This window comes from Blastococcus sp. SYSU DS0619, from assembly GCF_054051035.1.
The window spans coordinates 62,131-75,962 of sequence record NZ_JBJHAM010000015.1; the positions used below are offsets into that span (position 1 = coordinate 62,131).

Sequence of the window (13,832 nt, forward strand, 5' to 3'; positions counted from 1 at the left end):
CGGTCAGCTCCGGCCCTGCGTGCCCGGTCGGGCGCGCCGCACCAGGAGGTCGCGCAGTTCCCGGGTGTGCCGCCGGCTCACCACCAGCTCGGTGCCGCCGACGACCACCGTGCACCGCCCGGCGTCCATCCGGACCTCCTCGACGTGCTGGAGCGCGACCAGCAGCGACCGGTGGATCCGCACGAAGCCGGCGTCCTTCCAGCTCTCCTCGAGGGTGGTCAGCGGCACGCGGACCAGATGGCTGCCCGACGCGGTGTGCAGCCGCGCGTAGTCACCCTGCGCCTCGACGTAGCCGACGCTGGACCGCGGGACGAACCTCGTCACACCGCCCAGCTCCACGGCGATGTCGTCGTCCACCGGCACCGGTCCCCCGGCCCGCGCGCCGACCACCCGGCGGACCGCCTCGGCCAGCCGGTCGTCGCGGACCGGCTTGAGGACGTAGTCGACGGCGCCGAGCTCGAACGCGTCCACCGCGTGGTCGTCGTACGCGGTCACGAAGACGACCGGCGGCGGCACCTTGAACCGGGACAGCACGCGCGCCAGGTCGACCCCGCCGAGCCCGGGCATCCGGATGTCGAGGAAGACGGCGTCGACCGACCGCTCCTGGAGCAGGCGGAGCGCCTCGGTGGCCGAGTCGCTGGTCAGCACGGTCGCGATCCGCCCGTCCCGCTCGAGCAGCCAGCGCAGCTCCTCGAGGGCGGGGCGTTCGTCGTCCACCACCAGGACGGTCAACCGGTCTGCGGTCACGGCACCTCCTCGCCGGCGGTCGTCGGCGTCGCGACGGACCGTCCGCGTGCGGGACGTCGCGAACCCGGTCACGGGTGCACCCCCGGCGCGAACTTGGGGACGCGCACGGTGACCTTGGTCCCCGCGCCGGGGGCGGTCTCGACGACCAGACCGTAGTCGTCACCGAAGGCGGTGCGCAGCCGGGCGTCGACGTTGCCCAGCCCCACCGAGTCGACCGAGACGTCACCGGCGAGGGCCCGCCGCACCTTCTCCGGGTCCTCGCCGACCCCGTCGTCCTCGACCGAGATCAGGCACTCCCCGGCCTGGTCGGCGGCGATGATGGTCACCGTCCCGGTGCCCGGCTTGCGTTCCAGGCCGTGCCGGACGGCGTTCTCCACGAGCGGCTGCAGGCAGAGGAACGGGACGGCGACCGGCAGGACCTCCTGCGCCACCCGGAGCGTGACCTGGAGCCGGTCACCGAACCGTGCCTTCTCCAGCACCAGGTACCGCTCGATCGACCGCAGTTCCTCGGCCAGGGTCGTGTACTCGCCGTGGTGGCTGAAGGAGTACCGCGTGAAGTCGGCGAACTCCAGCAGGAGCTCCCGTGCCCGCTCGGGATCGGTCCGGACGAACGAGGCGATCGCGGTCAGCGAGTTGTAGATGAAGTGGGGGCTGATCTGCGCCCGCAGCGCCCGGACCTCGGCCTCCATCAGCCGCGTCCTCGAGGCGTCGAGCTCGGCCAGTTCCAGGTTCCCCGACACCCAGCGCGCGACCTCGGTCACGGCCCGGACGAGTCCGGCGGAGGCCGAGGAGGTGAACGCCTGCAGGGTGCCGACCACCCGGTCCTCGACCACGAGCGGGCTGACGACGACCTGCCGCAGCGCGCAGGCGGCGTCCGAGCAGGGGAAGTCCGCGCGGCCGCGGACCACGGTGTTGCCCGACTCCAGGACGGTGGCGGCGAGAGCTGCCGCGTCCCGCTCGTGGTGGCCGAAGCGGCCGTCCCAGGCCAGCGCCGTCACGGTGTCGGTCAGCGCGACGGCCGGCACCCCGAGCAGGTCCCGCAGGTGCCGGATCGCGCGTCCGGCGGAGCCGCTGGTCAGGCCCTCGCGCAGCTCCGGCGCCGTGAGGGAGGCCGAGTGGAGGGTCCGGAACGTCGCCTGCTCCGCCTCCGTGCCCAGGTGACCGGGCCGCAGCCAGCGCAGTGCGTCGCGCATCGACGGTGTCTCCCTCCAGGCGGGCCGGCCGACCGGCGGACGGTGAGCCAGCGAACCCTAGATCCTGACGGCCCGCGCGGGCCGGCGAACCCGGACGTGTCCCCGGGTCGGGGTACGACCTCGTGCCCCGCGGCCGCCGGACGCACGGTCGGACCGAGACGTAGCCGAACCGCTCCATCGCCGTAACCCCGTGTGCACAGGGCACGGGTGCAATGGCTCATGGCCGCATCCAGTGCTGCAGCGTCGGGATGGTTCGCGGTGGCCCGCGCCGCCGAGGTCGGCAGCACGCCGGTCGCGGTCGGCGCCGGCGGGCGCAGCTACGTCGTCGTCCGCCTCGGCCCCGGTCGCGAGGTGAGCGCGTTCCCCGCCCGGTGCCCGCACCGGCTCGTACCGCTGGCCGCGGGACACGTGACCGACGGCCGGCTGGTCTGCCCCGCACACGGCTGGCGGTTCGACGGCGACGGCCGCTGCACGGACGTCCCCACCCTCGGTGCGGACGGCTGCCCACCGCCGCGGGCGGACCTCGTCGGCCCGTGGGCGGTGGAGGAGCGCTACGGCTGGGTCTGGCTGGCCCCCGAGCGGACGGGCTCCGGCCCACCCCGGCCGGTCTCCGAGCCGCGACCCGAGCCGGCCCCACCGCCGGGCCCGCCCGGCGGCCGGGTCCTCGACAACCTCGACCCGTCGCTGGACCACGCCTGGCACCCGGTGGCGCTGGCCACGGAGCTCCGGACCGGCGGCTGGCTGCAGGTCCGGCTGCTCGGTCGCACCTGGACGCTGGGTCGTTCCGACGACGGCCTGGAGGTCTCGCCCCCCGCGTTCGGGGTCCGCGAGCGGCTCGGGCTGGTGTGGCTGGCGCCGGCCGAGCCGATCGACCGGACGCTGGAGGTGCCGGAAGTCGCCGATCGGCGCTTCGTCCCCAGGTGGCTGCCTCCTACGCGGTCCCCCGGCCCGGCCGGCCCGCTCGCGGACACCTTCCTCGATCCGACGCACGGCCCGTTCGTCCACGCCACCACGATCGGCACGCCCGACCGCCCCGACGTGCACCCGGTGGAGGTCCTGGCCGAGCCGGGCGGCTTCCGGATCGTCCGCGAGCAGTGGGTGGACAACCCCGTGGACCCCGAGGTGGCCACCGGCGCCCGCCCGCTACGGCAGCGCCGCCGGACCACCTACGTCTTCCGGGCGCCGTTCCGGCTGCGGCTGCGGCAGGAGTTCCTGGACTCGGGGGCAGCCACGACGCTGCTCTACTTCCTGCAGCCCGAGGACCTCGACTCCACCCGCGTGTACACCTGCCTGCTGGTCTCGGCCGGCCCCGGACAGCCCCGGCCCGCCCCCGGCTGGCTCGCCGACCTGGTGGCCCTGCAGCGCCGGATCCTCGCCGAGGACATCCGGTCGCAGGAACTCCTGGCGATCAGCGGGCTGCCGCTGGACCCGCGGGACGAGGTGCACGTGCCGGCGGACCGGGCGGCCGTGGCACTGCGCCAGGGGTTGTGCGAGTTCATGGCGGCTGCCCGTCTCCTGGCCGGGCGGTCCGCCGCGGCCTGACCCCTCACTCCGTCGGCAGCCGCTCCCCGCACCGGGGGCAGACCGTCGGCGGGTCCTCCTCGGCCAGCCCGCCGCACGCAGGGCAGACCCGGCGCAGCCAGCAGGCGGGGTCGCCGCCGCCGTCGTCCGGCACCCGCCGCACCCGGTCGTCGTCCACGCGGCCTCCCAATGCGACAACTCTGTTGCGGTCCACCCGATCGGCGGGAGCCCGGAACCGGCCGGGGTAGCCCTGGACGGACGTACACCACTCAGGGAGGACCAGCATGACCCGCCGCCGCACGCGCACGCACCCGCTCGCCGCCCTGCTCTTCGCCGCGGCCCTGCCCCTGGCCGCCTGCGGCGGAGGTGACGACGCAGGGACGGATGACGTGGCGTTGGACGACGCGGGGGTGGATGACATGGACAACCCGCTCGACGTCCCCGGCGACGAGGTGATCGGCGGGAACCCCGGCCCCGACGAGGCCGTGACCGAGGACATCAAGGTCACCGCCCTGCAGCTCGCGTACCCCGAGGACGGCGTGTGGGAGGAGGGCGAGGAGGTCCCGCTGTACGCCGCCATCGCCAACACCGGGACCACCGGCGACCAGCTGATCGAGGTCCGCGGCGCGGACTTCACCGGCGCGGAGCTCCTGGCGGTCGACGGGACCGACGGGGCGATCGAGGTGAACGAGGACGACAACGTCTACCTGGAGCCCGAGGGCCCGCCGTCGGTGATGCTGACCGGCCTGGACATGTCCCTGCGCTCGTCGCAGTCGATCCCCGTCACCTTCGTGTTCGAGCAGGCCGGCGAGGTGACCCTGGAGGCGCCGGTCGCCTCCTCGCCCCCCGGCCAGGGCGACTTCACCGCGCCGGAGGACCCGACGACCGAGAACTGATCGTCCTGCGGGCGGACGCGGAGATCCTCCCGAGGGGCGACGAGATCCGGCGGCGCGGTCCCTAGGCTTCGACCCATGGACCGGTCCGCGCCCGTGGAGCGCCTGACGGCGTGGCTGCGCGAGCGGCCGTTCCTCGCCGACGGGCTGCTGGCGGCGGCGATCGGCTTCGTCACGGTGGTGCTGCCCGCCGGGACGTACTGGTCGTCCGAGGGCGCGTCCTTCCTCGTCGGCGTGCTGCTGGTGGTGCCGCTGGCGTGGCGCCGCCGGGCACCGGTCGCCGCGGCGGTGGCCGTGGTGGTGGCCTGCCTGCTGGAGCTGGTGGTCTCCTCCCAGTTCCTGGCGGCGAACTACGCGGCGCTGGTGATGGTGTACTCGCTGGCCGCCTACGCCCCGCGCTGGGCCGGCCGGGCGGGCCTCGCCGTCGGGCTCGTCGGCGCCCTGCTCGCCAGCCTGCGGTACTACTCCATCGACGTGTTCACCGCCGTCTTCCCCGCAGGCTCCATCGGCGTGACCGTCGTCGCCGCGTGGGCGCTGGGCGACCTCCGCCGGGCACGGATGCTGCGGCTCTCCGGACTCGAGGAGCGCGCCCGGCTGCTGGAGCTGGAGCGCGACCAGGAGATGCGGCTGGCCGCCACCGCCGAGCGGGCGCGGATCGCCCGCGAGATGCACGACGTCGTGGCGCACTCGCTCTCCGTCGTCATCGCCCAGGCCGACGGCGGCCGGTACGCCGGGAAGGCGGACCCGCAGGTCGCCACCCAGGCGCTGGAGGCGATCGCCGCGACCGGCCGGCAGGCCCTGACCGACATGCGCGCGCTGCTCGGCGTCCTGCGCGACGGCGGCGGCGAGGAGTACGCCCCGCAGCCCGACGTCGCGGCGATCCCCGCCCTGGTCGAGGACGTGCGGGCCAGCGGCCTGGACGTGGACCTCATCGTGGAGGGCACGCCGCACCCGCTCCCGGCGGGCCCCCAGCTGGCCGCCTACCGGATCGTCCAGGAGTCGCTCACCAACGTGCTCAAGCACGCCGGGCCGGCCGGGCGGGCCTGGGTGCGGCTGCAGTGGCGGCCCGATGCGCTGGAGCTGTCCGTGCTCGACGACGGCCGCGGCGCCTCGGCAGCCGTCGTCGACTCCGACGGCAAGGGCCAGGGCTTGCGCGGGATGCGCGAGCGGGCCCAGTTGCACGGCGGGCGGCTCGACGCCGGCCCGCGGCACGGCGGGGGGTTCGGCGTGCACGCGGCGCTGCCCTACCGTTCGGTCCGATGAGCGCGATCCGGGTGGTCCTCGTGGACGACCAGCAGATGGTCCGGGCGGGGTTCCGGATGGTGATCGACTCCCAGCCCGACCTCACCGTGGTGGGGGAGGCCGGCGACGGCGCGGCGGCGGTCGAGCTGCTGGCGCGCACCCCCGCCGACGTCGTCCTGATGGACATCCGCATGCCCGGCACCGACGGGATCGAGGCGACCCGGCAGGTCACCGCGCGGCCGGAGCCGCCGCGGGTCGTCGTCCTGACCACGTTCGACCTCGACGAGTACGTCATGGCCGCGATCGGCGCCGGGGCCAGCGGCTTCCTGCTCAAGGACGCCGCACCCGAGGACATGCTCGCCGCCATCCGGACGGTGCACGCGGGCGACTCCGTCATCGCGGCGAGCTCCACCCGCCGGCTGCTGCAGCACGTCGCCCCCCTGCTGCGCGGCGGAGCGCCGGTCCTGCCGGCCGGTGAGGCCGATCCGGGCCTGGCCGAGCTGACCCCGCGCGAGCGCGAGGTGCTCGAGCAGATGGCCTACGGCGCCACCAACGGCGAGATCGCCGCGCACTTCTTCGTCAGCGAGGCGACGGTGAAGACCCACGTCGGCCGGGTGCTGGCCAAGACCGGGTCCCGCGACCGGGTGCAGGCCGTCGTCCTGGCCTACCGCACCGGCCTGGTCGCCCCCGCGGACCTGCTGCGCAACGCCTGACGCCGCAGGGCGCCGGGGCGATGTGCGCCGGTGGCGCGTCCGGCGGCGCGGAACGCGCCGCCTCCGCACATCGCCGAACCGGCTGAGCCCTCCTCCTGCGGGATGACGGCGGGGTCCACCCGGGGGCCCACCTGCGACGGCGGGAAGATCGCTCCCCGCTCCGACGCGGGCGGACGCGGTCGACCGGCAGCGTGATCACCGTCGAAGATCACTGCCTCCGGAGGTCCGAATGTCCGTTCCCGTCATGACCGTCCCCGGCGAGCCGCCCGCCTCGCTGTCCACCGCCGCCGTGCGCGCCTCCGGGCTGCGGAAGACCTACGGCACGGGTGAGACCGCCGTCCAGGCGCTCGCCGGCGTCGACGTCGCCTTCGCCGCGGGCGAGTTCACCGCGATCATGGGGCCGTCCGGCTCGGGCAAGTCCACCCTCATGCACTGCCTGGCGGGCCTGGACTCCGCCACCGCCGGGGAGGTCTGGCTGGGCGGCACCGAGCTGACCCGCCTGCGGGACGACGAGCTGACGAAGCTGCGCCGCCAGCGGATCGGGTTCGTCTTCCAGTCCTTCAACCTGCTCCCGGTGCTCGACGCCCGCGACAACATCGCGCTGCCCATGCAGCTGGCCGGGCAGCGACCCGACAAGGCCTGGCTGGACTCGGTCGTCGCCCGGCTGGGTCTGCGCGAGCGGCTCGGCCACCGTCCCCACGAGCTGTCCGGCGGCCAGCAGCAGCGGGTGGCCATCGCCCGCGCGCTGCTCCCCCGCCCGGACGTCGTCTTCGCCGACGAGCCCACCGGGAACCTGGACTCGCGCTCCGGTGCCGAGGTGCTCGGCCTGCTGCGGTCGAGCGTGCGGGAGACCGGCCAGACCGTCGTCATGGTCACCCACGACCCCGTCGCCGCCGCCTATGCCGACCGCGTCGTGCTGCTGGCCGACGGCCGGCTCGCCGGCGACATCGACGCCCCGACGGCCGAGTCCGTGCTGGACGCGCTGCGCGGACTGGGGGCCTGACGCCATGCGCGGAGTCACCTTGGCGAGCGTCCGGGCGCATCTGCCCCGCCTCATCGCCTCGACCCTGGCGATCGTCATCGCCGTGGGCTTCGTGGTCGCCACCCTGGTGCTCAACGAGACCACGAGGGCCACCGTGCTGAAGGCCGCCGGCGCCCAGTACGTCGACACCGACGTGGTGGTCACCTCCGACAGCGGCACCGGGCTGGCCGCGCACGTCGACACGCTCACCGCGCTGACCTCCGTGCAGGCCGTCGACCCGACCTGGCAGACCTCCGTCCAGGCCGTCGCCCCCGGGCGGACCGGCGCCCAGTACCTGCTGGTCGAGTCCGTGGCCGCCGACCCGCAGCTGCGCTGGCAGCAGCTGACCGCCGGTGCCCTGCCGGAGCGGCCGGGCGAGATCGCGGTCAGCGAGCGCGTCGGCGCCGCCGTCGGCGACACCCTCCCGGTCAGCAGCTACGACGCCGAGGGCACCGCCACCACCGCCGACGTCACGGTGACCGGCGTCGTCGACCTGGGTGGCGACCCCACCGCCGGGGTCTACGGCAAGGCCTACGTCACCGCCGACCAGGCCCGGGCCTGGGGCGCCGTGGAGCCCACCGAGCTGCGCATCGCCGGCCCCGCCCGCACCGAACCCGCCCTCCTGGCCGACGAGGTGCGCGCCGCGCTGCCCGGCGCCGACGTCACCGTCCGCACCGGCACCGAGCAGGCCGAGAAGTCCGTCGCGGCGCTGACCGGCGACGCCACGTGGCTGACCACCGGTCTCCTGGTGTTCGCCACCATCGCGGTGCTCGTCGCGGGGCTCGTCATCGCGAACACCTTCGCCGTGCTCCTGGCCCAGCGGACCCGGGACCTGGCGCTGCTGCGCTGCGTCGGCGCGACCGCCCGGCAGGTGCGCCGCAGCGTGCTCGGCGAGGCCGTGCTCACCGGCCTGGCCGCCTCCGTCCTCGGCGTGCTGGCCGGGATCGGGCTGTCCGCAGCCGTCTCGGCGGTGGTGTCCGGCATCGACTCGCCCATCCCGCTGTCCGGGGTGTCGGTGCCGCTGTACGCCGTGCTGGTCGGCCTCGCCGTCGGCACGGTGACCACGCTGATCGCCGCGCTGGCCCCGGCTCGCGCCGCCACCCGGGTCGCCCCGCTGGCCGCGCTGCGGCCGACGGACCCCGCTCCGCTGCGCTCCCGCGGCGGCGTCGCCCGGCTGGTGACCGGCCTGGTGCTCGCCGTGACCGGCGTGGCGCTGATGGCCTGGGGCGTGGGAACGGCGGACCTCCTCATCGCGCTGGCCGGCGGGGTGCTCAGCTCGCTGGGCCTCCTGCTGCTCGCCCAGCGGGCGGTGCCGCCGATCGTCGCCGCGGCGGGCCGGCTGCTCGGCCGCCTCGGCGGGCTCCCCGCGCGGCTGGCCACCGGCAACGCCACCCGCAACCCGCGCCGGACGGCGGCCACCGCCACCGCGCTGCTGATCGGCGTCACGCTGACCACGGCGATGGTGGTCGGCGCCAGCTCCACCCGGGCCACCGCCCAGGAGGGCCTGGCGGCCAACTACCCGACCGACGTGATCATCCAGAGCTTCGACGAGCCGGTACCGGCCACGCTGCAGGGCCAGCTGGAGTCGGTCGACGGCGTGGTCGCGGCCACCGGGCTCACCGCGGCGACGGTCACCGGGCCGGACGGCACGGAGAGCTGGGTCAGCGGCGTGGACGCGGCGCAGGCGCTCCCGGTGCTGCGCTCCACGACCGACCTGACGCTGCCCGGGGTTGGTGAGGTCGTGCTCTCCGGCTGGGAGGCCGACACCTGGGGCCTGCAGCCGGGCGACCCGCTGACGCTGACCGCCGGCGAGCGCTCGCGCACGCTGACCGTGGTGGCGGGCGACACCGACCGCACGCTGCTGACCAGGGCCGACCTGCAGGGCCTCGTGCCCGGGGCGCAGGTGGAGACGATGTGGCTGCGGCTGGCCGACGACGTCGACCAGACCGCGGTGATCGACGAGGTCACCGACCTGGTCGGCACCGCGCTGCCCACCTCGTTCGTCACCGGGGTGGCCAGCGAGCGGGCCGCCATCGACGAGGTGGTCGACGTCCTGCTGCTGGTGGTCACCGGGCTGCTGGGCGTGGCGGTGCTGATCGCGCTGATCGGGGTCGGCAACACGCTGGCCCTGTCGGTGGTCGAACGGCGCCAGGAGAGCGGCCTGCTGCGGGCGCTGGGCCTGACCCGCGGCCAGCTGCGCGCGCTGCTGGCCTGGGAGGCGGTGCTCGTCGCCGGGGTCGCCGCGGTGCTCGGCGTGCTGGTCGGCGGCGCCTACGGCCTGGTCGGGGCCGCCTCGGCGCTCGGCGAGTTCGGCGAGGTGGTGATCAGCATCCCGTGGCTGCAGATCGGCGCCATCGTGCTGGTCGCCACGGTGGCCGGGCTGCTGGCCTCCGTGCTCCCGGCCCGGCGCGCCGCGCGCACCTCCCCGGTGGCCGCCATCGCCGGCTGACCTGCGGTGATCAGGTCACCTGATCGTTCCGGGTCCTGGCTCACCGTCGATGGTGAGCCAGGACCCTGGATGACCAGGTCTCCTGATCGTTCAGGGAGGTATCACCCGCTCCTCGGCCGGGACGGAGCTGCGGCTGGGATGCTGGGACCGTGCCGTCCCCCCTCGCTCGCCGCACCGCCCTGACCGCCGCCGCCCTCGCCCTCCCCGTCGGCTGGCTCGCCCGCGCCGCCTGGGGCCTGCCGACGGCCCTCGGCGCGCACCGCCGCCGGCTGCGCCCGGTCGTCACCGGCTCGGCGCAGTTCTCCGAGGGCAAGTTCCACAACCGGATGCCGACGCCGGCGCTCTCCCCTGCCAACACCCGCGACGGCCTGCTGCGGCAGTGGCACGAGGAGCGGCACGTGGGCCTCCCCGGCGGGCCCATCCCGCTGGCCACCTCGCCGCTGCCCGACCAGGCCGGCGAGCTCGCCGTCACCTGGTTCGGCCACGCCAGTGCGCTGCTCGAGGTCGACGGCCAGCGCGTCCTGGTCGACCCGGTCTGGGGCCACCGGGTGTCGCCGTCGCCGGTGTTCGGGCCCACGCGCCTGCACGAGCCGCCGATCGCGATCGAGGAGCTGCCCCCGGTCGACGCCGTCCTCATCTCCCACGACCACTACGACCACCTCGACCTGCCGACCGTCCGGGCGCTGGTCGCCACGCAGACGGCGCCGTTCGTCGTGCCCCTCGGTATCGGTGAGCACCTGCGCAAGTGGCGCGTGCCCGAGGAGCGGATCATCGAGCTGGACTGGGACCAGACGCACGTCGTCGGGGGGCTGACGCTCACCTGCACCGAGGCCCGGCACTTCTCCGGCCGCTACTTCCACCGCGACACCACCCTGTGGGCGTCGTGGGCGGTCGCCGGGCCGCGGCACCGGGTCTTCTTCGGCGGCGACACGGGGTACACGCCCGCATTCGCCGGGATCGGCGCCCGGTTCGGCCCCTTCGACCTGACGCTGCTGCCGATCGGTGCGTACAACGACGCCTGGCACGCGATCCACATGGACCCCGAGGAGGCGATGCGCGCGCACGGCGACCTCGGCGGGCGGGTGCTGCTGCCGATCCACTGGGCGACGTTCAACCTGGCCTTCCACCGCTGGGCCGAGCCGGTGCAGCGCCTGCTGGCCGCCGCCGAGCGGCGCGGAGCGACCGTCGTCGTGCCGCAGCCGGGCGGGCGCATCGACGTCCTGGACCCGCCGCAGGTGCACGACTGGTGGACGGCGGTCGGTTCCGCGACCCCCGAGGCGCAGGAGGACGCCGGGGTCGGCTCCTCGGTGCTCGCCAGGACGCTGACCCGGCTGCTGTCCTCACGACCGGACTGATCCTCGGGGCGGCAGCCCGGGCCTCCGTGGCGAAACGGTCCTGAACGTATCCGTTGCGCGCAATCTCTTCGGGTGATCCAGATGAATCCGGACTCAACTACCTGCCTCCGGATCCCGATGGTCGAGCACGCCCATCGATGGAGGAGCTCCACCATGTCGCCGTTCAGCCGTCGGCCGCCGCACGCCGAGCAGTCCGTGCACGTCGCCGAGGCGCGGGCCAACGTGGAAGCGGTGACCGAGGTGGTGACCGCCCTCAGCCGCGCCACCACCGCCACCGAGGCGGTCACCGCCGCCCTCGACGCTGTCCGGAAGTGCTTCGGCTGGGCCTACGGCTCGTACTGGCGGGTGGAGCCCGCCGAGCGGGCGCTGCGCTTCGTCCAGGAGTCCGGCGACGCCGGACCGGAGTTCCGCGAGGTGACCCGGCAGGCGTCCTTCCGCGAGGGCGTGGGGCTGGCGGGCCGGGCCTGGCGGGCCCGCGACCTCGTCTTCGTCGCCGACCTGGGGCAGGTGCCCGACTGCGTGCGCGCCCCGGCCGCGCAGCGCGTCGGCGTCCGCAGCGGGATCTGCTTCCCGCTGCTCGAGGACGGCGCGGTCGTCGGCACCATGGACTTCTTCGCCACCGAGACCCTCGACCCGTCCCCCGACCGGCTGGGCGCCCTGCGGGCCATCGGCCGGCTGGTCTCCCAGACCATCGAGCGGATCGTGGCCGCGGAGCGCCAGGCCGAGGCGGCGCAGGACACCGACGCCGTGACCCGGGTGCTGCGGGAGATCGCCGCGGCGGCGACCCCCGAGGACGCCATGGCCCGGTGCCTGGACACCATCCGCGAGGGCTTCGGCTGGGCCTACGGCTCCTACTGGCGGGTGCGGGAGGAGGACCGGGCGCTGCACTTCGTGCAGGAGTCGGGCACGGCCGGCACGGAGTTCCGCGAGGTCACCCTGGCCGCCTCCTTCCGGGAGGGCGTCGGCCTCTCGGGGCGCGCCTGGCGGACCCGCGACCTGGTGTTCGTGGAGGACCTGGCACAGGTGACCGACTGCGTCCGCGCCCCGGCGGCGCAGCGCGCGGGCGTGCGGTCCGGCGTCTGCCTGCCCATCACGGTCGCCGGCGAGGTCGTCGGGACGATGGACTTCTTCGCCACGGAGACCCTGACGCTCGCCCCCGGGCGCGCGGACGCGCTGCGCAACACCGCCTTCCTCCTCGGCCAGGGGATGGAGCGGTTCGCCGCGTCGCAGAAGCTCGAGCGGGCCGGCCGGGAGCTGCTCGAGTCGATCACCGAGGTGGAGCGGAACGTGCTGTCGGCGGCGACCGTGGCGGGCGAAGGCATGCGGCTCACCGAGCAGGCCAACGACCAGGTCGCGGGCCTCGGGGACTCCAGCGCCGACATCGGCAAGGTGGTCAAGACCATCCGCGGCATCGCCGACCAGACCAACCTGCTGGCGCTCAACGCGACGATCGAGGCGGCGCGCGCGGGCGAGGCCGGGCGCGGGTTCGCCGTCGTCGCCAACGAGGTCAAGGAGCTGGCGGCCGAGACGGCGCGGGCGACCACGGACGTCGACGCGAAGGTGTCCGCGATCCAGGACCAGGTCGACCGGGTCGTGGCCGCGCTGGCTGCGATCAGCACCGCGGTCGAGGAGATCAACGAGACGCAGCGGGTGATCGGCGGGGTGCTCACCGAGCAGTCCGCCGTCACGAAGGCGATCCTCGGCTGAGCCCGGGGCCCGGGGTACACCGGCCGTGCCCCCGGGTCAGCGCAGCAGCTTCGACATCCGCCGGTCGGCCAGCGGCTTGCCACCGGTCTGGCAGGTGGGGCAGTACTGCAGCGAGGTGTCGGCGAAGCTCACCTCGCGCACGGTGTCGCCGCAGACCGGGCAGGGCAGGCCGGTGCGCGCGTGCACCTGCAGCCCCGACCGCTTCTCGCCCTTCATCGTGGCGGCCCGCTGACCCACCTGGCGGTCGAGCGCCCCGGTGAGCGTCGCGCGCACGGCGTCGAAGAGACGGACCAGTTCGTCGTCGGTGAGCTTGTCGGCCATCTTGAACGGCGAGAGCCGGGCGGCGTGCAGGATCTCGTCGGAGTAGGCGTTGCCGATGCCGGCGATCAGCGTCTGGTCCGTGAGCGCGCCCTTGAGCTGCCCGGAGCGGCCGGCCATCAGCCGGGCGAACGTCTCGCGATCGGCCTCGAGCGCGTCCGGGCCCAGTCGCGCGATGCCGGGCACCTCGGCCGGCGAGCGGACGACGTAGACCGCCAACCCCTTGCGGGTGCCCTGCTCGGTGAGGTCGAAGCCGTCCCCGTCGTCGAGGTGCACCCGCAGCGCGAGCGGGCCCTTGCCCGGCTTCGGCGGCGCGGCCGGCAGGCTCTCCCGCCAGTGCAGCCAGCCGGCACGGGCCAGGTGGACGACGAGGTGCAGCCCGCTGACGTCGAGGTCGAGGAACTTGCCGTGCCGGGCGGCGCCGGTGATCTCCAGTCCGGCGAGCGACGACAGCGGCGGGTCGAAGGTCTTGATCGCCTGGACCGCGGCGAGGTCGGCGCGCGCCAGCACGTGGCCGACGGCGTTCTCGCGCAGGAACGCGGCCAGCGCCTCCACCTCGGGCAACTCGGGCACCCGCCCATGATCGCCCGGATCGCGGCGTCGCGCCGTCCCCGATCGGGCGGTTTCCCGGCGGCGGCGTTGCGGCGGTACGACGACCGCATGACGGCCACGA

General features: G+C 75.1%; 12 protein-coding genes. 8 read left to right on the forward strand and 4 right to left on the reverse strand.

All coding sequences use genetic code 11. The features are described from left to right. Positions 1–3: 3 nt before the first annotated feature. Together ACI79T_RS15690 and ACI79T_RS15695 are read right to left on the reverse strand one after the other, a co-directional pair. Complete coding sequence (locus ACI79T_RS15690; protein WP_456611010.1) at positions 4–747, reverse strand: LytR/AlgR family response regulator transcription factor; 744 nt, start codon at positions 745–747, stop codon at positions 4–6. Positions 748–815: 68 nt separating this feature from the next. Continuing rightward, positions 816–1,940, reverse strand: a complete 1,125-nt coding sequence (locus ACI79T_RS15695) for a sensor histidine kinase (RefSeq protein ID WP_456611011.1) — start codon at positions 1,938–1,940, stop codon at positions 816–818. Positions 1,941–2,198: 258 nt separating this feature from the next. Here ACI79T_RS15695 and ACI79T_RS15700 point away from each other — a divergent pair, with 258 nt between their 5' ends. Beyond that, the gene (locus ACI79T_RS15700; protein WP_456611012.1) at positions 2,199–3,482 is read left to right on the forward strand and encodes a Rieske 2Fe-2S domain-containing protein; all 1,284 of its coding nucleotides are present in this window, start codon (positions 2,199–2,201) and stop codon (positions 3,480–3,482) included. Positions 3,483–3,486: 4 nt separating this feature from the next. Here ACI79T_RS15700 and ACI79T_RS15705 read toward each other — a convergent pair whose 3' ends face one another. Next, the gene (locus tag ACI79T_RS15705) at positions 3,487–3,639 is read right to left on the reverse strand and encodes a hypothetical protein (RefSeq protein ID WP_456611013.1); all 153 of its coding nucleotides are present in this window, start codon (positions 3,637–3,639) and stop codon (positions 3,487–3,489) included. Positions 3,640–3,745: 106 nt separating this feature from the next. Between ACI79T_RS15705 and ACI79T_RS15710 the strand changes: the two genes are divergently transcribed. The 7 genes from ACI79T_RS15710 (at position 3,746) to ACI79T_RS15740 (ending at position 12,841) form a co-directional block, all read left to right on the forward strand. Next, the gene (locus ACI79T_RS15710; RefSeq protein ID WP_456611014.1) at positions 3,746–4,357 is read left to right on the forward strand and encodes a copper chaperone PCu(A)C; all 612 of its coding nucleotides are present in this window, start codon (positions 3,746–3,748) and stop codon (positions 4,355–4,357) included. A 75-nt stretch (positions 4,358–4,432) separates the two neighbouring features. After that, positions 4,433–5,617: a sensor histidine kinase gene (locus ACI79T_RS15715; RefSeq protein ID WP_456611015.1), complete on the forward strand. Its 1,185-nt coding sequence runs from the start codon at positions 4,433–4,435 to the stop codon at positions 5,615–5,617. Further along, positions 5,614–6,309 carry a response regulator gene (locus ACI79T_RS15720; RefSeq protein ID WP_456611016.1) on the forward strand — a complete coding sequence of 232 codons (696 nt, stop codon included), beginning with the start codon at positions 5,614–5,616 and terminating at the stop codon, positions 6,307–6,309. Before ACI79T_RS15715 ends, ACI79T_RS15720 begins: the two co-directional genes overlap by 4 nt. 229 nt (positions 6,310–6,538) lie before the next feature. Next, positions 6,539–7,312, forward strand: a complete 774-nt coding sequence (locus ACI79T_RS15725; protein WP_456611017.1) for an ABC transporter ATP-binding protein — start codon at positions 6,539–6,541, stop codon at positions 7,310–7,312. Positions 7,313–7,331: 19 nt separating this feature from the next. Then, positions 7,332–9,779: an ABC transporter permease gene (locus tag ACI79T_RS15730; protein ID WP_456611018.1), complete on the forward strand. Its 2,448-nt coding sequence runs from the start codon at positions 7,332–7,334 to the stop codon at positions 9,777–9,779. A gap of 149 nt (positions 9,780–9,928) precedes the next feature. After that, complete coding sequence (locus ACI79T_RS15735) at positions 9,929–11,134, forward strand: MBL fold metallo-hydrolase (RefSeq protein ID WP_456611019.1); 1,206 nt, start codon at positions 9,929–9,931, stop codon at positions 11,132–11,134. Positions 11,135–11,287: 153 nt separating this feature from the next. Next, entirely contained in the window at positions 11,288–12,841 is a 1,554-nt protein-coding gene (locus ACI79T_RS15740; protein WP_456611020.1) for a GAF domain-containing protein, read from the forward strand. A gap of 36 nt (positions 12,842–12,877) precedes the next feature. Here ACI79T_RS15740 and ACI79T_RS15745 read toward each other — a convergent pair whose 3' ends face one another. Further along, complete coding sequence (locus ACI79T_RS15745) at positions 12,878–13,732, reverse strand: Fpg/Nei family DNA glycosylase (RefSeq protein ID WP_456611021.1); 855 nt, start codon at positions 13,730–13,732, stop codon at positions 12,878–12,880. Positions 13,733–13,832: the final 100 nt, after the last annotated feature.